This is a genomic window from Actinomadura sp. NPDC048394, from assembly GCF_040651755.1.
Classification (GTDB): Bacteria; Actinomycetota; Actinomycetes; order Streptosporangiales; family Streptosporangiaceae; genus Spirillospora; species Spirillospora montaniterrae.
In genome coordinates, this window is record NZ_JBEZJL010000091.1 from 25,122 (window position 1) to 44,119 (window position 18,998).

General features: G+C 69.6%; 14 protein-coding genes. 13 read left to right on the plus strand and 1 reads right to left on the minus strand.

Annotated features, from left to right (window positions below):
• Positions 1-27: 27 nt before the first annotated feature.
• Positions 28-1,467: an FCD domain-containing protein gene (locus AB0C78_RS43160; RefSeq protein ID WP_360759948.1), complete on the minus strand. Its 1,440-nt coding sequence runs from the start codon at positions 1,465-1,467 to the stop codon at positions 28-30.
• 231 nt (positions 1,468-1,698) lie between these two features.
• On the opposite strand from AB0C78_RS43160, the gene AB0C78_RS43165 reads away from it, so the two are divergent.
• From AB0C78_RS43165 to AB0C78_RS43225, 13 genes are all read left to right on the plus strand, one after another.
• Positions 1,699-2,526, plus strand: coding sequence for an enoyl-CoA hydratase-related protein (locus AB0C78_RS43165; RefSeq protein ID WP_360759951.1), 828 nt, complete (start codon positions 1,699-1,701; stop codon positions 2,524-2,526).
• A gap of 73 nt (positions 2,527-2,599) precedes the next feature.
• Entirely contained in the window at positions 2,600-4,714 is a 2,115-nt protein-coding gene (locus AB0C78_RS43170; RefSeq protein ID WP_360759954.1) for an acetate--CoA ligase family protein, read from the plus strand.
• Complete coding sequence (locus tag AB0C78_RS43175) at positions 4,708-5,652, plus strand: ABC transporter permease (RefSeq protein ID WP_360759957.1); 945 nt, start codon at positions 4,708-4,710, stop codon at positions 5,650-5,652. The genes AB0C78_RS43170 and AB0C78_RS43175 overlap by 7 nt, the downstream gene beginning before the upstream one ends.
• The gene (locus tag AB0C78_RS43180) at positions 5,649-7,655 is read left to right on the plus strand and encodes a dipeptide/oligopeptide/nickel ABC transporter permease/ATP-binding protein (protein ID WP_360759960.1); all 2,007 of its coding nucleotides are present in this window, start codon (positions 5,649-5,651) and stop codon (positions 7,653-7,655) included. Before AB0C78_RS43175 ends, AB0C78_RS43180 begins: the two co-directional genes overlap by 4 nt.
• The gene (locus AB0C78_RS43185) at positions 7,652-8,689 is read left to right on the plus strand and encodes an oligopeptide/dipeptide ABC transporter ATP-binding protein (RefSeq protein ID WP_360759963.1); all 1,038 of its coding nucleotides are present in this window, start codon (positions 7,652-7,654) and stop codon (positions 8,687-8,689) included. Before AB0C78_RS43180 ends, AB0C78_RS43185 begins: the two co-directional genes overlap by 4 nt.
• Positions 8,690-8,877: 188 nt before the next feature.
• Entirely contained in the window at positions 8,878-10,278 is a 1,401-nt protein-coding gene (locus tag AB0C78_RS43190) for an ABC transporter substrate-binding protein (RefSeq protein ID WP_360759985.1), read from the plus strand.
• A 38-nt stretch (positions 10,279-10,316) separates the two neighbouring features.
• A complete protein-coding gene (locus tag AB0C78_RS43195; RefSeq protein ID WP_360759966.1) occupies positions 10,317-12,266 on the plus strand; it encodes an AMP-binding protein in 1,950 nt (649 codons plus the stop codon).
• A complete protein-coding gene (locus tag AB0C78_RS43200) occupies positions 12,266-13,546 on the plus strand; it encodes a MaoC family dehydratase N-terminal domain-containing protein (RefSeq protein WP_360759968.1) in 1,281 nt (426 codons plus the stop codon). Before AB0C78_RS43195 ends, AB0C78_RS43200 begins: the two co-directional genes overlap by 1 nt.
• The gene (locus AB0C78_RS43205) at positions 13,546-14,352 is read left to right on the plus strand and encodes an enoyl-CoA hydratase-related protein (RefSeq protein WP_360759971.1); all 807 of its coding nucleotides are present in this window, start codon (positions 13,546-13,548) and stop codon (positions 14,350-14,352) included. The genes AB0C78_RS43200 and AB0C78_RS43205 overlap by 1 nt, the downstream gene beginning before the upstream one ends.
• A 14-nt stretch (positions 14,353-14,366) precedes the next feature.
• Positions 14,367-15,500: an acyl-CoA dehydrogenase family protein gene (locus AB0C78_RS43210; protein WP_360759974.1), complete on the plus strand. Its 1,134-nt coding sequence runs from the start codon at positions 14,367-14,369 to the stop codon at positions 15,498-15,500.
• Positions 15,493-16,653, plus strand: coding sequence for an acyl-CoA dehydrogenase family protein (locus AB0C78_RS43215; protein WP_360759977.1), 1,161 nt, complete (start codon positions 15,493-15,495; stop codon positions 16,651-16,653). The genes AB0C78_RS43210 and AB0C78_RS43215 overlap by 8 nt, the downstream gene beginning before the upstream one ends.
• A 70-nt stretch (positions 16,654-16,723) precedes the next feature.
• Positions 16,724-17,968 carry a MaoC family dehydratase N-terminal domain-containing protein gene (locus tag AB0C78_RS43220; RefSeq protein WP_360759980.1) on the plus strand — a complete coding sequence of 415 codons (1,245 nt, stop codon included), beginning with the start codon at positions 16,724-16,726 and terminating at the stop codon, positions 17,966-17,968.
• On the plus strand, positions 17,965-18,891 hold the full coding sequence (locus tag AB0C78_RS43225) for an LLM class F420-dependent oxidoreductase (protein ID WP_360759983.1): 927 nt from the start codon (positions 17,965-17,967) through the stop codon (positions 18,889-18,891). Before AB0C78_RS43220 ends, AB0C78_RS43225 begins: the two co-directional genes overlap by 4 nt.
• The last annotated feature ends 107 nt before the right edge of the window (positions 18,892-18,998 follow it).

Genomic DNA, 18,998 nt, shown 5'->3' on the forward strand with positions numbered 1-18,998 from the left:
ACGCGGCACGCCCCAAGTTAAAGCGCATCACAGGGAGTCTTGAAGCCAGGCCGACAGGGCGTCCAGATGGCGCGCCAGGCGGTGCCGGGCCAAGCTCGCATCGCCGGCGAGGACCGCGTCGGCGATCTTCTGGTGAGTCGCCGCCGAGCGTTCTCGGTACTCGTCGTTCCCGGGCAGCCTTAGCGGAGTCGTGGCGGCCAGCACGGCGGTGAAGAGCGTCAGCAGGCGGTTGCCGCTCAACCGCGCCAGCGCCACGTGCAGGTCCGCATGGGCACGGTGGCGTACCTCGGCGACTCGTTCGTGGTCGAGGGCCGCCACCACCTCCAGCCGCTGTGCCGCAGCAGCCGGATCTGCGGCACAGGCCGCCGCCAGTTCGATCGCCTTCAGCTCAACGGCCGTTCGCACCTCGAACAGGTCGGTGGCCTTCACCTTCAGATAGCGCAGGTACAGGGCGAGAGCCTCGACGACCCTGGCCGGGTCTGGCGCGAGCACCAGGAGCCCGCCGCCCGGTCCCTGCCGCATCCGCGCGACCCCGTTGTGCTCGAGAATGCGCACCGCCTCGCGGAAGACGGCCCTACTCACGCCCAACTCCTCGCACAGCGTCGGCTCGTTTCCGAGGACCTCCCCGGTGGGCCAGCCGAGCCGGTGTATCTCCTGCCGGACGATCAGCGCCACCTTCTCGGGCAGTTTTGCGGAGGTCGAGTCCGCGCCCGCCTGGGCGAGCTGCTCGCGGAGTGGTAGTGCCAGCGCGACACCATGACCGGCGGCTCGCGGTTCGCGAACTCTGAGGAGCCAGGTGCGCTCGCCCTGAAGATGGCTGCGGACGCGCCGTTCGGCTTTGACCTCGTCGCCGGACACGATCGCCTCGGCTATGGCGCGCAGCGCTCTGCTCCGTTCGGCGGAACTGCTCTCTCCGAGTTCGTAGTCATCGGTTGGAGGACCGGCGAGGACACCGGTCACTCTGGTCAGCGTCGGGATGAAGATCGACAGCACCGGGTTGGCACTGGCCCGCGCGATCGCGACGCTGAGCGGTCGGGCCACGGTGTCGGTGGCGGCAACGTCGCGCAGGTGCGCGATGTCGTCCTCACCGATACGGCGGGCCGCCAGCCGTGCGGCCAGCACTTCCAGCGTGATGCGGGCCTCGTACAGTTCCTCGACGGACACGTCCGCGAAGTGGAAGAAGGCGGCCACCGACTCGGCGACCGCGGCGCCCGCCGGCGCCCGCACCACCAGACCGCCGCCTCTTCCGCGTCGCATCGCCGCGACCTGTTTGTACTCCAGGATGCTGATCGCCTCACGGACGGCCGCACGCGATACCCCGTAGCGCTCGATCAGTTCCGCCTCGGCGCCGAGCACCTCGCCTACGGGCCAGCCGCGATCGATGATGTCGTCCTCGATGCGCCGGGCCACCTGCTCGGCGAGTTTGCGTCGTGGCTCCGTGGGGGCCGCCTCCTCGCGCACCGTCACTTCGGGACCCCCAGTCGCTGTCTCCCGGTCGGGGGAAATCGTAGCGAGCATCTTGGCGGGATGGATCAAACATGCTACTAATTTTGCCAAGAGAGACCTGCATCACGAGATGACCGTCGCCATGCCCGGTCGCCGCAGTGGTGCGTGAACCTGTCCGCCGACCAGCTCCATGCCGTTGAGCAGTACTGCTCGAGTGCGCCTGCCGCTGACTCTGCGGGGAGAGGTGGCCTGATGGGGCCGATAACGGACCATGCGTCGAAAGACTTGGACGCCCAGCCGATCCTCTGTAAAATAGTGAACCAAATAGCGTTGATCACGCTCAACCGACCAAGCCGTCTCAATGCCCTCACGCCCGCGATGCGTGAGGCCTATCTGGAGACGCTCGACCGCGCCGACCGCGACGCGGACGTCCGGGCCATCGTGGTCACGGGCGCCGGGCGGGCCTTCTGCGCCGGTGCCGACTTCACCGCGTTGGAGGGGCTGGACGCCGCGAAGATGCGGTCGCGCATGCAGAACCAGAAGGTTCCGTTCGACCGGGCGCTGCGGCTCGGCAAGCCGCTCATCGCCGCTGTCAACGGCGCCGTCGCCGGGATCGGCATGGCTCACGTGCTCATGGCCGACATCCGGTTCGCCGCGCCCGAGGCCAGGTTCACCACCGCGTTCGCCCGGCTCGGGCTGACCGCCGAGGGCGGTACGGCCTGGCTGCTGACCCGCCTGGTCGGCACGGCAAGGGCCATGGACATGCTCTGCTCGTCCCGCGTGGTCGGGGCGGAGGAGGCCGAACGCATCGGCCTCGTCCAGTGGATCGTTCCTGCCGACGAGCTGCTCGATCGGGCGCTGGCCTACGCCGTCGCCCTCGCCGGGAACTCCGCGTACTCCCTGGCCCGTATGCGCGAACAGGTCTACTCCGCCTGGGAACAGGACTGGCCGTCCGCTTACGAGCACTCCCAGCAGTTGGTCTACGAGAGCCTCGACCGGCCCGAGTTCACCGAGCTCGCCGCGCGCCGCAAGGCCGAGCGCGCGAGCCGTGCGGCATCTGCCGGCATGGCATCCGCTTGAGCGTTCCTCGGCCGAGCCTTCCACGCCTCCCGCGGCGTCTTCCATCCCAGCAGCGCATGAAGGAGTTGCAACCGTGACCCAAACGGCGACCGAGACGTCGGCCCGTCCGGCGACGCTCACTCCGCTCGTCTCGCCGCGTTCGATCGCGGTGGTCGGCGCGTCCGACCAGCCGGCCCGCATCGGCGGACGTATCCTCGCCCGCCTCAAGGAGACCTACGGCGGCGGAATCTTCCCGGTGAACAGCTCCCGCACGACCGTGCAGGCCCTGCAGGCCTTTCCCGACATCTCCGCGGTGCCCGAGCCGGTCGACCTCGCCATCGTCGCCGCGCCGGGCCCTGCGGTCCCGCAGATCGCCCGGGACGCCGCCGCGAAGGGCGTCGGTGCCCTGCTCGTCCTGTCGGCGGGCTTCGGCGAGGTCGGTGAGGAGGGACGCCGCGCTCAGGACGAGCTCGTTGCGATCGGCAGGGGGTCGGGGATGCGGATCTGCGGTCCGAACTGCATCGGCATCATGAACCTGACGATCGGGCTCCGCGCGGTCTTCTCCACCATCACCGGCGTCCCGCAGGAGACGGGAAACGTCGGCATCGTCAGCCAGAGCGGCGGCTTCGGCATGGGGATGTTCGAGACGGCCCAGCAGTCCGGGCTGGGCGTCTCCTACATGCTCGCCACAGGCAATGAGGCGGACGTGACCTGCGGTGAGATGGTCGCACACCTGGTCGAACAGCCCGATGTGCAGGTCGTCGCCCTCTTCATGGAGGGGGTGCGCAAGCCCGGCACGCTCATGGCCGCGGCACACCGCGCGCTCGAACTCGGCAAGCCGATCCTCGCCGTCCGCACGGGCCGGTCGAGGGTCGGCGCCCGGGCCGCCGCCAGCCACACCGGCGCGTTGTCCTCCGCCGACGACGTGGTTTCGGCCGCGTTCGAGGCGGCGGGCATCATCCGGGTGGACGGGCCGGCCGAACTAGTGGAGTTCGCCCGTGTCTTCTCGGCCGGACGCCGACCGAGCGGCAGGCGGCTCGCGGTCGTCACCTCCAGTGGTGGCGCGGGCGTGTTGATGGCCGACGCCGCGGAAAGCGCCGGACTGGAGATGCCGAGTCCGGCAGGGGCCCTGGAGGGCGAACTTGCGTCGCTGGTGCCCTCATTCGGGTCGATCGCCAATCCCATCGACCCGACCGCACAGATCGTCAACGACCAGTCGATGCTCCGGGAGCTGTTCACCAAGGTGGCCGCGGCTCCGGACTACGACATGGTCGTCGTCGCCGGAGCTGCGCGGGGCCTGGGCTCCCAGCTCCGCGACACGATGCAGGCGGCGAACGATGCCACTACCAAGCCGTTCGCGGTGTGGGCGAGCCAGCCGGACGTTGCGCGCGACCTCATGGGACGCGGCGTGACGGCTTGCCATGACCCCAATCTGCTGATCCGTGCCATGGGGGAACTGGCCCGGTACCAGGAGAACTGCGAGCGCCTGCTGAAGGAACCCGCTCGCATGCAGGGCGGTGTCCCGGCCCCAGACGCGCCTTCGCGCCCGCTCGCCGAGCACGTCTCCCGGCGTTATCTGACCGAGGCCGGCATCCCGGTGCCCCCTGAGCGGATGGTGGCCGGCGCCGCGGAAGCGGAGGCCGCGGCGGCCGAGCTCGGCGGCCGGGTCGTGATGAAGCTCAGCGCCGGGTGGCTCACGCACAAGAGCGAGCACGGTGCCGTTCATGTCGGGCTGTCGGACCCCGTCGAGATCCGAGCGGCGTTCGAGCGGCTCACCGGTGTGGCGGAGACGTTGCGACCCGATGGCGCGCCCGCCGCCGAGGTCCTGGTGCAGCGGATGGCCGAGCCGGGCCTGGAGTTGGTCTGCGGCCTGTTCACCGATCCGACTTTCGGGCCGGTGGTCACGGTGGGACTCGGCGGAACGCTCGTCGAGATCACCAGGGACAGGAGGCTGGGACTCGCTCCGGTCGGCCAGGCAGAGGCTGAGCGGCTGGTCGGCGAGCTCTCCGGAGGACGCCTCGTCGGCGCGGCTCGCGGACTCACCCGCGAGCAGGCCACGGGCGTGGCCGGCGTGCTCGTCGCCCTCGGGGAGATCGCCCGACGCCATCCCGAGGTCCGCGAACTCGAACTGAACCCGCTGATCGTCGGCCCGTCGGGCGCCGTCGCGGTGGACGCCCTCGCGGTGGTGGCGGGAGACGGGCCATGCTGAGGACGGTCGTCATCCGGCTGCTCGCGATGATCCCGCTGGTCTTCCTCGTGGCGACGGGCGTCTTCTTTCTCAGCCAGCTGTCCGATGTCGACCCCGCCGAGAACATCGTCGGGCCGGACGCGTCCGCCGCCCAGGTCGCGGCGGTCCGCACGGAACTGGGCTTGGACCGTCCCGTGCTGGAGCAGTACACCGACTGGCTTTCCGGAGCCGTCCACGGTGATCTCGGCCAGTCGCTCTACACCAAGGCCGATGTGGCGACCTCGCTGATGCAGGCGCTCCCGGTCACGCTCTCGCTGACCCTCGGCGGGCTTCTGGTCGGGGTGCTGCTCGGCGTGCCGTCAGGGATATGGAGCGCGCTGCGCGCGGGCCGCGCCGGAGACAAGGCGATCAGCCTGGTCGCCACGGTCGGGCAGGCGGTGCCCGGCTTCTGGCTGGGACTCCTGCTGATCTTCGCGTTCGCGATCCGGATGCCCTGGTTCCCGTCCATCGGGTACGTCCCGATCGACCAGGACCCCGCCGGCTGGCTGCGAAGCCTGACACTGCCCTCGATCTCGCTCGGTCTGATCGCCGCTGCCGCGATCTCCCGGCAGACGAGGTCCAGCATGATCGGCGTCCTGCAGCAGGAGTACGTGCGGACCGCGCTGAGCAAGGGCCTGTCCAAGCGCCGTGTCGTCGTCAAGCACGCGCTGAAGAACGCGGCCGTGCCGATCGTTACGGTCCTCTCGTTCCAGGTGACGACCCTGCTCGGCGGCTCGATCGTCATCGAGCGGCTGTTCGCCATGCCCGGCCTCGGGCAGCTGGCGATCAACGCGGTGCTGCGCCGCGACCCCGACGTCATCCAAGGGATCGTCGTGCTCACCGTCATCGTGGTCGTCCTCGTCAACGTGCTGCTCGACCTGTCGTATGCATGGCTCAATCCCAAGGTGCGTGCGGTATGACCGAGGCGCTCGCGACCGAGACGACCGGCGCGTCCGTGGACACGGAGCGTTCCCAAGCGCGGCTGACCGCCCGCTTGGTGCATTCGAAGGCGATGTTGTTCTGGGCTGCCGTGGTCCTGCTGGTCGCGATCTGCGCGGTGCTCGCCCCGCTGATCGCCCCGTACGACCCGCTCAAGGGCGACATCCGTGACGGGCTGCTCGACCCGTCTGCCCACCACTGGCTGGGCACCGACAAACTCGGCAGGGACGTGCTGTCCCGTCTGCTTTACGGGGCACGGACAGCGCTTCTGTCGGCCATCGAAGCGGTCGGGATCGCCGCGGCGATCGGTATCCCGCTCGGTCTGCTGTCGGGCTACCTCGGCGGCTGGACCGACCGGATCCTGATGCGGATCGTCGAGGGCGTCATGTCGGTGCCGTTCCTGGTGCTCGCCATCGCGCTGATCTCCGTGCTCGGGCCCGGCCTGTGGAAGTCCATGGCGGTCGTCGGCGTCGTCTACGCGATGACCCTGGTGCGGCTGGTCCGCGGTGAGGCGCTGGCCGCCCGCGAGGAGCTCTACGTCGACGGGGTCCGGGTGGCCGGCGCCGGGAGCGGAAGGATCGTGTTCCGGCACATCCTGCCCAATATCACCCCGCCGCTGATCGTGCAGATCACTCTGATGATCGCCGGAGCGATCATCGCGGAGGCCACGCTCTCCTTCCTGGGGCTCGGCGCACAGGCCGGCGACGCCAGCTGGGGCTCGATGCTGTCGGACGCGCAGGCGAGCATCCGCGAGAGCTTCTTCCTGGCACTGCCGCCGGGGTTCGCGATCCTTTTCACGGTCCTGGCGTTCAACCAGGTCGGGGACGGGGTCCGCGACCTGTTCGCGCGCGAGGCCAAGGCCGGCTCGCTGGGCGTGAATCCGGTGCTGAGAGCCGGCGGCCACGGGGAGGCTCCACCGGCGGGAGCCACCGTAGACGACCCGGTCCTGAGCGTCCGCGACCTCACGGTCTCGTTCCCGCAGCCGGGGGCGGGGCGGGTCACGGTGGTGCAGGGAGTCTCCCTGGACGTCGGCAAGGGCGAGATCGTCGGCCTGGTCGGCGAGTCCGGCAGCGGGAAGAGCGTCACGGCCATGTCGCTGCTCGGCCTCGTTCCCGATCCGGGACGGGTGCGGGCGACGTCCATCCGCCTGGACGATCGGGACCTGGCCGGGTTGACGTTCGACGAGCTGCGCAAGGTGCGCGGCGGCGAGATCGGCGTGGTCTTCCAGGAACCGATCGCCAGTCTGAATCCCGCCTACACGGTGGGGGACCAAGTCGCCGAGGTGCTCCGCGAGCATGAGGGGCTGAGCCGGGCGAAAGCACGTGAGCGCGTGGTGGACCTGTTCGACCAGGTGCACATATCGGACCCGGCCGGGCGACTCGGCGACTACCCGCACCAGTTCTCGGGTGGCATGGCGCAGCGCGTGATGATCGCGATGGCGCTGGCCTGCGGGCCCCGCCTGCTGGTCGCGGACGAACCGACCACCGCCCTGGACGTCACCGTGCAGGGGCAGGTTCTCGACCTGCTGCTGGAACTGCGTGAGCAGACCGGCATGTCCATCTTGCTGATCACCCACGACCTGGGTGTGGTCGCCGACGTCGCGGACCGCGTCGCCGTGATGTACGCCGGGCAGCTCGTCGAGTGCGGGCCCACCGAGGAGGTCTTCCGCCGGCCGTCGCATCCGTACACCGAAGGCCTGTTGACCTCATTGCCGCGCAATGTGCGCCGCACAGGCCGGTTGCCGTCGATTCCGGGCGTGGTCCCGCCACCGAGCGCGTGGCCCGAGGGCTGCCACTTCGCGCCGCGATGTGCGCACGCTCGGCCGGAATGCTCGGCCGGGCCGATCGAGCTGGCGGCCGGCGGACGGGACCGCGCGGTCCGCTGCGTCCGTTCCAGAGAGCTCACCCTGACCGGCGTCCGCGCTCTCGACGTCGCACAATCCGCCGCGCCTTCGGCGTCCGTCCGGATCGAGAAGAAGCCATGACGATCACGAAGGGAAACGCCGTCGCGGCCGGCGCCGACTTGCTGCGGGTGAGGAATCTGACCGTCACGTTCGCTGGACGCCGCAGCGCTCCGTGGCGGCGGCCCGGCACGATGGTCGCTGTCAACGACCTGGACCTCGACCTCGCGCCCGGGGAGACGCTCGGACTGGTCGGTGAGTCGGGATCCGGAAAATCCACCACGGCACGGGCGATTCTCCGGCTGCTGCGACCGTCCGGCGGGACCATCGAGGCCGCGGGCTTCGCGGTCGGCGCGTTCGGCCGACGCGTGCCGCTGGAGTACCGCCGTGCCGTGCAGGCGGTGTTCCAGGACCCGCTGGGCTCCCTCGACCCGACCAAGGTGGTCGGTGACATCCTGGCCGAGCCCCTGGCCGTCCATTTCGGCCTGCGGGGAGCGGAACGGGACCGGCGTGTGACCACGCTCCTGGACCAGGTCGGGCTTGCCGGTCATCACCTTCGCCGCTACCCCTACGAGCTGTCGGGCGGGCAGCGGCAGCGGGTCTCGATCGCTCGCGCGCTGGCGGTCGAGCCGAAGCTGATCATTCTGGATGAGCCGGTGAGCGCACTGGACGTGTCGGTGCAGAGCCAGGTCGTCAACCTCCTGGAGGACGTTCAGGAACGCACCGGCGTGGCGTACCTGTTCGTCGCGCACGACCTCGCCGTCGTGCGACACGCCTGCGACCGGATCGCCGTGATGTACCGCAGCCGCATCGTGGAGGAGGGCCCGGCCGACCGGATCTGCGAGGCCCCTGCGCACCCCTATACCGAGGCCCTGCTCGCGGCCGTCCCGGATCCCGACCCGGCCCGCCAGCGCGTCCAGCGGACCCGGCGACGAGAACTGCGCGCGACCGCTCCTACCGGCGCCGTCCCGGCGACCGGGTGCCCATTCGCCTCCCGATGCCCCCACCGGATGCCGGTGTGCACCGAATCCTTTCCCGCCTGGACCCCTGTCAGGGGCGGTGGCCGAGTGGCCTGCCACCTGCACGACGGTTCCACTACCACCCCGGAGGAGACATGACGATCCGGAACTCGGCCACCTGTCGGGCGCTCACGGCGGCCGCCGCGCTCGCGACAGCCCTGGCACTGACGGCCTGCGGCGGCGGTGCGACCGGAGGCGGGGCCGCGGGCTCGCTGGTCGACACCACCGGTGCGCCCGCCTCGCCCACCGGCACGCTGCGCTTCGCCGCGTGGCAGGAGACGCCATCGATGGATCCGGCGCGCACCACCACACAGAACGGCGCGCTGATCTTCCCTGAGTACGACACGCTCACGATCGTCGACGACAAGTTCGACCCGAAGCCGTGGCTGGCGACCTCCTGGTCGCAGCCGGATCCGCGGACCTGGGAGTTCAAGCTCCGCACGGACGTGACGTTCCACGACGGCTCTAAGTTCGACGCCGAGACCGTCAAACTCAACCTCGACCGGGCCAGGAAGATCACCGGGGGCCCGTACACCAACATCTACGCACCGATCGCGTCGGTGAAGGTCGTGGACCCTGCGACGGTGGACGTGGCGTTCTCCGAACCGCAGCCCGACTTCCCCTACAGCATGTCCACGGTCGCCGGAGCGATGATCAGCCCGAAGGCGGTCAAGGACGGCACGGATCTGACCCGCACGGCGGCCGGCAGCGGCGGCTGGATCTGGCAGAAGGACGCCCACAAGGAGGGTGCCGAGCACGTCTACAAGGCGAACCCGAACTACTGGAACAAGGCCGCCGTCCGGGCGCAGACGATCGACGTGAAGATCATTCAGGAGGACAACGCCCGGCTGAACGCCGTGCAGACCGGCCAGATCGACGTCATGGGAACGCTGCAGCCGGGTCAGATGCAGCCGGCCCAGTCCGCCGGCCTCAGGGTGCTGTCCGACTTCACGTTCACCGGCACGTTCCTGATCATGGACCGGGGCGGGAAGAAGGTGCCGGCCTTCGCCAAGCCCCAGGTCAGGCAGGCCATCGGCCTGCTGCTGGACCGCGACGCGTACAACAAGGCGCTGCTGTCGGGCAAGGGCGACTCTAAGGGCGGCGGCTTCGCGGCGCCAGGCTCGCGCTGGTACGACGCCTCGCTCGACGGGCTGAACAGGCCGGACACTGCGAAGGCCAAGCAGTTGCTCGCCCAGGCCGGCTATCCGAACGGTTTCTCCTTCGAGGTCGGCAACGCCCCGGTCATCCGGCAGATCAACGAGACCATCGCGCAGCTGCTGAAAGAGGGCGGCATCACGATGAAGATCACCGATGTCGCCGACGGCCAGTACACGGCGGAGGTCCGCAAGGGGCGCTTTCCGGCGGGCTACTTCGTGCCGACCTCCATCGACCCGTACCAGTGGTGGAGCCGGACCATCTCCAACAACGGTATCTACAACTCCTTCGGGCTGAAGGATCTCGCCGACCTGGAGGGCGTCTACGACAAGGCCCGCGCGATGAGCGGCGACGACGCTCGAAAGCCGCTGATCAGCCGGTTGCAGAAGGAGACCGTCGAGCGCGGTGTCGCGTTCCCGCTGAGCCAGAACCCGCGGGCGGCCGCCCTCACGGCCTCTGTGCACGCCTCGCAGCAGCCGATCTTCGCGCCGGAGGACATAGCCCCGCGCCCATACTTCCTCTGGACAAAGTAATCTATGTTCACGAAGTCATCTAAGTGGATGTGGGCTGAGTGGACGAACTGACTCCGACGGCATGGCTGTTCGACGTGGACGGCACCCTCCTGGACTCCGTGACCGGGACGTCCTTGCGCCCGCTGGCCAGGGAACTGCTCAGCGGTCTGGCCGAGCGGGGCGTGCCCGTGCTGCTCTGGAGCGCGGGTGGCGCCGACTATGCGCGCCGCCGCGCTGACGGAGCGGGCATCGCCGGATACGTCGCGGCCGTGCATGAGAAGGAACGGCGGGACGGGGACGGTCGCTGGGTCCTGCCCGACCTGCCGCCAGAGCACACCCCCGCCGTCCTCGTTGACGACCAGCCGGACGAGCTACCCCCGGCCGGGGAGGTACTGGGGGTCTCGCCGTACGTCGGCCCGAATCCGCGCGACACCGGACTCGCCTCCCTGCTGGCAAGGCTTGTGCGCCCCAGCGGGCCGGTCCGAGTGCTCGAACGAAGGGAACCCATGAACGACGTCGGCCCCGAATGCGGGCGGCCTCTGTCAGCGCGGCTGCGCCGGATGATCGCCATCGATCCTTCGGCGACCGCCCTCACGTTCGGTGATCGGACCTACCCGTGGTCTTTCCACCGCGAGGCGATCGAGGATCTAGAGCATCTGCTGGACGGGACGGGCGCAAGGCGCATCGGCATCGTGCTGCGCAACCGTCCCGCCCACGTGGCGGCGCTGATCGCCGTGCTGGCGACGGGCCGCGAGGTCATCACGCTCAGCCCGTTCCACGGGGACTCCGGGCTGGCCGAGGACATCGCAGGACTCGCTCCGCAGGCCGTCATCGCGGATCCGGAGGACTGGGCGAGGGAGGGTGTCGCCGCGGCGGCGCGTCGGGTAGGGGCGGTCGCGATCGAGACCGGCGATGCCCGCGCTCTCATCCGGCACACGACCGACTGGACTCCGGATCCACGCCCGGCCGAGGTCTCCGATGCGGCGATCCTGATGCTCACCAGCGGGACCACTGGCAAGCCCAAGCGGGTCGAGTTGACCTACGACCGGTTCACCGCAGCGTTCAACGCCGCCGGCACGGGTGCCGCGATGGACGCAGAGGCGCGCCTGCGCCCCGGGACCGGCATCCTGTGGGCGTCCCTCGTGCACATCGGCGGATTCTATTTCGCTGTGAGCGCCGTCCTGGAGGGACGGGCCACGGCGCTGATGGAGCGGTTCGACGTCGAGACCTGGACCGCCCTCGTCCGCCAGCACCGTCCCAAAATCATCGGCCTGCCGCCGGCGGCCATGCGCATGGTCATGGACGCCGACGTTCCGCCCGACGTGTTCGACGGTGTGCGCGGGGTCCTGTCCGGGACCGCGCCGCTGGACCCCTCCGAGGCCGACCGCTTCGAGGCCCGCTATGGCGTTCCCGTGCTGACCAACTACGGCGCCACGGAGTTCGCCGGTGCCATCGCCGGCTGGCATCTGAGAATGCGCCGCGAATGGGGCCATTTGAAGAAGGGGAGCGTCGGGCGTCCCCACCCGGGCATCGAGCTGCGCATCGTCGACCGCGAGAGCGGAACGCCGCTGGACACCGGCGAGATCGGAGTCCTGGAGGCGCGCGGAGGTCAGCTTCCGGGCGCCGGCTGGACGCGCACCACCGACCTGGCCTCCTTGGACGCGGACGGTTTCCTGTTCATTCACGGCCGTGCTGACGACGCCATCAACCGGGGCGGTTTCAAGATCGTTCCGAGCGTCATCGAGGACGCGCTCAAAGCGCATCCGGCGGTCACCGATGCCTGCGCCGTCGGACTGCCCGACGAGCGGCTCGGCGAGGTTCCGGTCGCCGCGGTCAGCCTCCAGTCCCCGGCCGAGGCCGCGGAACTCCGCGAGTGGCTGGCAGGCCGGCTCGCCCGCTACCACCTGCCCGCCGACATCAAGATCGTGGACGAGCTGCCGCGCACCCCGTCCATGAAGATCAGCCGCCCGGACGTCCGGGCCCTCTTCGCCACCGAAAGGACCGCCTGATGAACGAGACGACCGATGAGCGCACAAAGGAGGAGTTCGAGCAGGCGACCTCCGCCGAACTGAACGACGCCGACATCGACAAGGACCGCGCGATCGTCGGCCGCGACTGGGCGAGCCGGTCGCAGGAGTTCCTCGGCACCGCGACGCCGGAGGCCATCCGCAACTTCGCCAACGGCTACGGGGACGACAACCCGCTGTTCACCGACCCGGAGTACGGGCGGGGCACCCGCTGGGGCGGGCAGATCGCCCCGCCGATCATGGCGGCGATCCTGAACGCCCCGCTGCGCGGCGAGCGGCCGTCCAAGCAGGAGCGGGGCGGCAGCTACCGCGGCATCCACGCTTTCGTGTCGGGCGGCACGTGGGACTGGTACCGGCCGATCCGGCCCGGTGACACCCTCTACAGCTTCGGAGGCCTGGAGTCGGTCGAGGTCAAGCGCTCGGAGTTCGCCGGACGGTCGGTCGTCAAGGTGAACCGCGAGGTCAAGATGAACGGGAACGCCGAGATCGTCGGCGTCTACCGCACCCTGGTCATCTACACCGAGCGTAAGAAGGCCCGCGAGCGCGGCAAGTACAAGAACATCGAGGAGCCGAACTACACCGACGAGGACCTCGCCAAGATCGACGAGATCTATGCAGCGGAGAAGCCCCGCGGCCGCGAGCCGCGCTACTACGAGGACATCAAGATCGGTGAGGCGCTCCCGCCGATGGTGAAGGGCCCGCTGACCACCACCGACATGGTCGTCTTCCATGCCGGCGGCTACGGCTTCGTCCCCTACGGGCTGAAGACCGGCCGGCTCGCCTACCAGAACCGGCAGCGGATCGCCCCTTTCTACATCAAGAACGACTACGGGGTGCCGGACGTCGCGCAGCGCGTCCACTGGGACTCCGCCTGGGCGCAGGCCATCGGAAACCCCCGTGCCTACGACTACGGCGTGCTCCGCGAGTGCTGGGCGCACCACTACCTGACGGACTGGGCCGGCGACGACGCCTGGGTGGTCGCGCAGCACGACGAGATCCGCAAGTTCAACTACCAGGGCGACACCCAGTTCCTGTCGGGCGAGGTCACGGCGAAGGATGATCGGGACGGCCGGTGCTTGGTCGACATCTCGTTCAAGGCCACCAACCAGCGCGGCGAGGACACGATGAAGGGCACCGCGACCGTCGCCGTGCCGAGCCGCGAGCAGGGCCCGGCACTGCTGCCGCAGGTTCCGGCCGACCTGCAGCGCAAGGCGATCGAGATGATGGCCCGGCACGGCGAACTGCTGCGCGAGGGCCGGTAATGAGCGCCGAAGGCGACGGCGGCGTCCGCTCTGCTCTCACCGGGGGCGTCATGCGGATCACCCTGGCACGCCCGGGAAAGGCGAACGCCTTGCGCCGCGAGGACATGACCGCTCTGCTCGACGTCCTCGAGCAGTCCGCGGCGACCGGCGACGTCCGAGCCGTGCTCATCGACGCGGAGGGACGGAACTTCTGTGCCGGCGCGGACCTAGTGACCGCCAATGCTCCGGGGGATGGTAAGCCGCCGCTCGGCTCGATGATCCGTTCACTGGCCGCGACTGCGCACCGCCTGATCCAGACGCTGTGGGACTTCCCGGCGCCGACCGTCGCGGCGGTCCAGGGCCGGGCGGCCGCGCTCGGGTTGAACATCGCGCTGGCGACCGATTTCGTGGTGGCCGCCGACACGGCCTCGTTCGCCCACCCGTTCGCGCAGCGGGGATTCACCGCCGACAGCGGCGCCACCTACCTGCTCCCGCGGCTCATCGGAGTGGCACGCGCGAAACGGATGCTGATCCGCGGGACGGTCGTCCCGGCGCCGCAGGCCCTGGAGTGGGGACTGATCGGGGACGTGGTCCGAGCAGAGGAACTGCCGGGGGTGGCGGAGGGCCTCGCGGTCGAGCTGGCGAGCGGGCCCACGCTCGTCCATGCCCTCACCAAGGCACTGGTGTCGGACCATCTGACCTCCGACCTGCCGCGCGCCCTGGCGGCGGAGGCCCGCACGGTCGAGCTCAGCCTGCGCGGTGACGACTTCAAGGAGGGTGTACGCGCCTTCCTCGGACGCCGCGCCCCGGTCTTCACCGGACGCTGACCAGGAGGAACATCGTGGACATCGGATTCACCTCCGAGCAGGAGGAGCTGCGCGCCGTGCTGCGCGCCTTCCTGGACGAACATGCCGACAGGCGCGTCCTGATCGACACCGAGAACCGGCACGACCCGAAGCTGTGGCGGCGTATGGCCACGGAGATCGGCGTGCAGGGGCTCACGGTTCCCGAGGAGTACGGCGGCGCGGGGTTCGGGGCGGCTGAAATGTGCGTGGCGTTCGAGGAGCTGGGCCGGGCGCTCGTCGGCGGACCGATGCTGGCGACCATCGGCTTGGCCGTGCCGGCGCTGCTGGCCTGTGAGGATGAGGACGCAAGGGGCGAGTTCCTGCCCGGTATCGCGGACGGCTCCACGGTCGCGACGCTGGCGTTCGTCGAGGCCGAGGGCACCTGGGAGACCGGCGCCGTTCACACCCGCGCGAAGCGGACCGGCGACGGCCACATCATCGATGGCACCAAGTACTTCGTGCTGGACGGAGCGATCGCCGACCTCGTCCTCGTCACCGCCTGCACCGATGACGGGACGGCGCTCTTCTCGGTCTCCGGCGATGCCGCCGGGCTGTCCCGTCGTGCGCACGAAGCCGTCGACCTGACAAGGGGGATGGCTCGGTTGGACTTCGCGTCCGTGCCCGCCCGCCTGCTGTCGTCCGATCCGTCCGCGGTCGAGACCGCGCTGGACCGGGCCCGGATCGCCCTCGCGGCGGAGCAGGCCGGGGGAGCGCAGTGGTGCCTGGACACGGCCGTCGCCTACGCCAAGACCCGTCACCAGTTCGGACGTCCCATCGGGAGCTTCCAGGCGGTGAAGCACCGCTGCGCCGACATGATGGTCGCGGTCGAAGCGGCGCGTTCCGCTGCTTACCTCGCTGCGCTTACGGCACATGGTGCCCTTCAGGATCTGGCCGTCGCCGCCACGAGCGCCCAGGTCTGCTGTTCGCGTGCCTATACGGAGGTCGCCGCAGGCGCCATCCAGGTCCACGGCGGCATCGGCTTCACCTGGGAGCACGACGCGCACCTGTTCTACAAGCGTGCCAAGACGGACGAGTTGCTCTTCGGTACGGCCGACTGGCACCGCGAGCGGCTCGCGCGGCTCACCGGAATCGGGACGGCCGAGACCACGGAAGGAGCCGTGAATGTCTGACGACACAGAGTTTCGCGAGTCATTGCGCGCGTTCCTGAAGGAGCACGCGCCGGGCAGGGCGCCGAAGGGCGCGGCCGAACGCCTGGCCTTCGCAAAGGCATGGGCGGCGACCAAGTACGACCACGGCTTCGCCGGGCCCGCCTGGCCTCGCGACGCGGGCGGCATGGGCCTGCCGTTCGAGCAGCAGGTCATCTACCACGAGGAGATGGCCAGGTACCGGCTGCCGGCGATGCCGGGGACCGGCTGGGAGATGGTCGGTCCGACGATCATCAAGTACGGGACGCCCGAGCAGAAAGAGAGGTATCTGCGCGCGACGCTGCGCGCCGACATCGTGTGGGCACAGGGTTTCTCGGAGCCGGAGGCCGGCTCCGACCTTCCCGGTCTGCGCACGACCGCCCGTCGCGACGGCGACCACTATGTGGTGAACGGCCAGAAGGTGTGGAACACCAACGCCGAGAAGGCCGACATGCTGTTCGTCCTCGTCCGGACCGGCGCGCAGGAGGCACGGCAGAAGGGCATCAGCTACCTGCTGATCGACGCGCACGCGCCCGGCGTGACCGTCCGCCCGATCCGCGACATCACCGGCGGCGAGCACTTCTGCGAGATCTTCTTCGACGAGGTCAGGGTGCCTGTGTCACAGCGGGTGGGAGAGGAGAACGAGGGCTGGCGCATCGCTCGGACGACCCTCGGACACGAGCGTTCGGCGGGAGCGCTGAACCAGGCCGCGTTCTACCGCCGGATCGTAGACGAATTGATCGCGCTGGCCCGCGAGCGCGGCGCCGTCGCGGACACCGGCATCCGCCGCAGACTCGCCGACTTCGATGTGCGCGTCCGTGTGATGAACGCGCACGCGGCCCGGACGATCGCCTCGATCGTCGCCACGGGCGAACCCGGCCCCACGTCCTCGGTGTCCCGCCTGTACAACAGCGTGTTCGAGCAGGAACTGCATGAGTTCGCAGTCGAACTGCTCGGTCCGTTCGGGCTTCTCGGACGCGGTGACCCTGACACGGTGCAGCGCGGCCGGTGGACGGGCGGATGGCTGGCCACCCGCGCCTCGACCATCGGGGCGGGCACCGCCGAGATCCAGCGCAACACCATCGCCGAGCAGCTACTCGGCCTGCCTCGCGACCCGGCCATGCCGCCTCGCTCGTGACCTTGATCTGAAATAAGGATACTCTTTCGATATGACCACGACGGATTCTGTTCAGAAGGTGCCATCTGAGGTGCAGTTCGGGATACTGACTGACGATGCCATCGAGCACTCGCGAAAGCGCCTCGGTGTCCCGCAGCCCCAGCACAACCCGCCTCACAACTACGAGGTGACGTGGGACGGCGTCCGGCACTTCGCGTTCGGATACGGCGATGACAACCCCCTGTACTGCGACCCCGGGTACGCGGCGGCCTCCCGGTGGGGCAAGCTGATCGCACCGCCCACGTTCCTGTACACGATGGGCGAGGATGCGGCTCCCAAGCCGTCTCCGGACACGAAGGCGCTGCTGAAGGGCGATCCTTTCGCCGGGCTCGGCTCCTATCAGGCGGTCATGGAGTTCGAGTGGTGGCGTCCCCTGGAGCAGGGCGATCGCTGCCGGGTCCTGCAGGCGCAGGTGGGCGTCCAGCCGAAGCCGAGCAGGTTCGGCAAGCGGACCGTCCACATCACTCACGATTACATCTACACCAACGGTGCCGGCGATCTGCATGCGGTCAGGCGCGGCACCTGGATCAACGCCGAGCGGCACACCTCCAAGAAGGTGGCCAAGGAGAAGCTCGTCCAGGAGCCCTACACGCCGGAGCAGTTGGCCGAGATCGACGCCGCCTACGCGGCCGAAAGCCGCCGGGGCGCCGAGCCGCGCTACTTCGAGGACGTCCAGATCGGCGACGATCTGCAGCCGCGGGTCAAAGGCCCCCTGACCACCACCGACGTCGTCGTCTGGCATCTCGGCTGGGGCATGCAGCTCACCCCGCCGGGGTCGTTCCGCCTGGCCCACCGCATCCGCCGGAAGGCGCCCGGCCTTTACCCGCCGAACGACCTCAACATCCCCGACACCGTGCAGCGGCTGCACTGGGAGCCGAAGCGCGCCCGGGAACTCGGCCTCCCGAGTTCCTACGACTACGGAGGCATGCGCGAGACGTGGCTCTGCCACATCATCACCGACTGGATGGGCGACGACGGCTGGCTGTGGAAGCTGCGCTGCGAGCACCGGAAGTTCAACTACATCGGTGACGTGACGTGGGTGCGCGGAAAGGTCGTGGACAAGGTCCAGCAGGACGGCCGGAACGAGGTGCACCTCGAGGTCTGGTGCGAGAACCAGCGCGGTGAGACCACCACTCCCGGCACCGCGGTCGTCCTCCTGCCGTCCCGCGGCGCCCCCAGGGTCGAGTTGCCCGCGCCCCCCGCCACTGATCTGGACGGAATGGTCCGGCACGAACTCGTCCGTTACGGCGTCGGCGACCAGGAAGCCACCGAATGACCCGAAGGATCCGTGTCACCGTCGACTATCCGGTCAGTGTCCGAGGCTACGATCCGAGCCTGCTCGCACCCGACGGCATGCGCCGGGTCGTCACGGCCGCCGAGGCCGCGGGGCTGGACGCCATCGCATTCACCGAGCACCCGGCTCCGTCCAAGCGGTGGCTGGACGCGGGCGGCCACGAGGCACTCGACGTCACCGCGGCGCTCTCATTCTGCGCTGCGGTGACCGAGCGGCTGCGGCTCCACTCGTACCTGCTCGTCCTGCCGTACCGAAATCCATTCCTGACGGCCAAGAGTGTCGCCACCGTGGATGTGCTGTCGGGCGGGCGTATGACGCTCGTGGCGGGCGCCGGTTACATGAAGTCGGAGTTCAAGGCACTCGGTGTCCCGTTCGAGAGCCGCAACGACCTGTTCGATGAGGCCTTGGAGGTGCTGAGGGGCGCCTGGACGCAGACGCCCTACACCTTCCAGGGTGGTGGCTTCGAGGCCGACGCGATCGCCCCGCTTCCTCGGCCCGTCCAGAAGCCGGACGGGCCGCCGATCTGGATCGGCGGCAACAGTTCGCGGGCCCGCCGGCGTGCAGCGGAACACCAGGGATGGAGTCCGCTGCTCATCGATGAGACGCTCTCCCGCACTACACGCACCCGGGCGTTGAGCAGCGTTAAGGAGCTGGCCGAAGCCGTCTCGTCCGTCCGCGACATGGCTGCCGGCATACGAGGGAAGGACGCTCACCTGGACGTCCAGGTCCAGACTCCCCAGAGCGGCTGGCTCCGAACCGGCGGCTCAGTGGAGGAGCACCGGGAGCACCTGGGACGCCTGGCGGAGGCCGGGGTCACCTGGTTCGTCATCCAACCTCCAGGGGACAGTGTCAGCGCGACGGCCGAAGCACTGGCACGATACGGCGAGGTTCTTTCCGCCTTCTAGGCCCTTCTGCCTTGCTGTCGCGGGCCGGGATGCGCGCCGTCGGCGGGACCGTCGGCGCCGGCATCATCCTGCCGCTCGCCCAGGGCACCTGCCCGCTCGGCGAGGTC

What these genes read in the sequence shown, in the direction of transcription:
- AB0C78_RS43165 (WP_360759951.1), top strand. Translation starts at nt 1,699, where the DNA reads ATGGGGCCGATAACGGACCATGCGTCGAAAGACTTGGACGCCCAGCCG.
- AB0C78_RS43175 (WP_360759957.1), top strand. Translation starts at nt 4,708, where the DNA reads ATGCTGAGGACGGTCGTCATCCGGCTGCTCGCGATGATCCCGCTGGTC.
- AB0C78_RS43180 (WP_360759960.1), top strand. Translation starts at nt 5,649, where the DNA reads ATGACCGAGGCGCTCGCGACCGAGACGACCGGCGCGTCCGTGGACACG.
- AB0C78_RS43185 (WP_360759963.1), top strand. Translation starts at nt 7,652, where the DNA reads ATGACGATCACGAAGGGAAACGCCGTCGCGGCCGGCGCCGACTTGCTG.
- AB0C78_RS43190 (WP_360759985.1), top strand. Translation starts at nt 8,878, where the DNA reads ATGGATCCGGCGCGCACCACCACACAGAACGGCGCGCTGATCTTCCCT.
- AB0C78_RS43200 (WP_360759968.1), top strand. Translation starts at nt 12,266, where the DNA reads ATGAACGAGACGACCGATGAGCGCACAAAGGAGGAGTTCGAGCAGGCG.
- AB0C78_RS43205 (WP_360759971.1), top strand. Translation starts at nt 13,546, where the DNA reads ATGAGCGCCGAAGGCGACGGCGGCGTCCGCTCTGCTCTCACCGGGGGC.
- AB0C78_RS43215 (WP_360759977.1), top strand. Translation starts at nt 15,493, where the DNA reads ATGTCTGACGACACAGAGTTTCGCGAGTCATTGCGCGCGTTCCTGAAG.
- AB0C78_RS43225 (WP_360759983.1), top strand. Translation starts at nt 17,965, where the DNA reads ATGACCCGAAGGATCCGTGTCACCGTCGACTATCCGGTCAGTGTCCGA.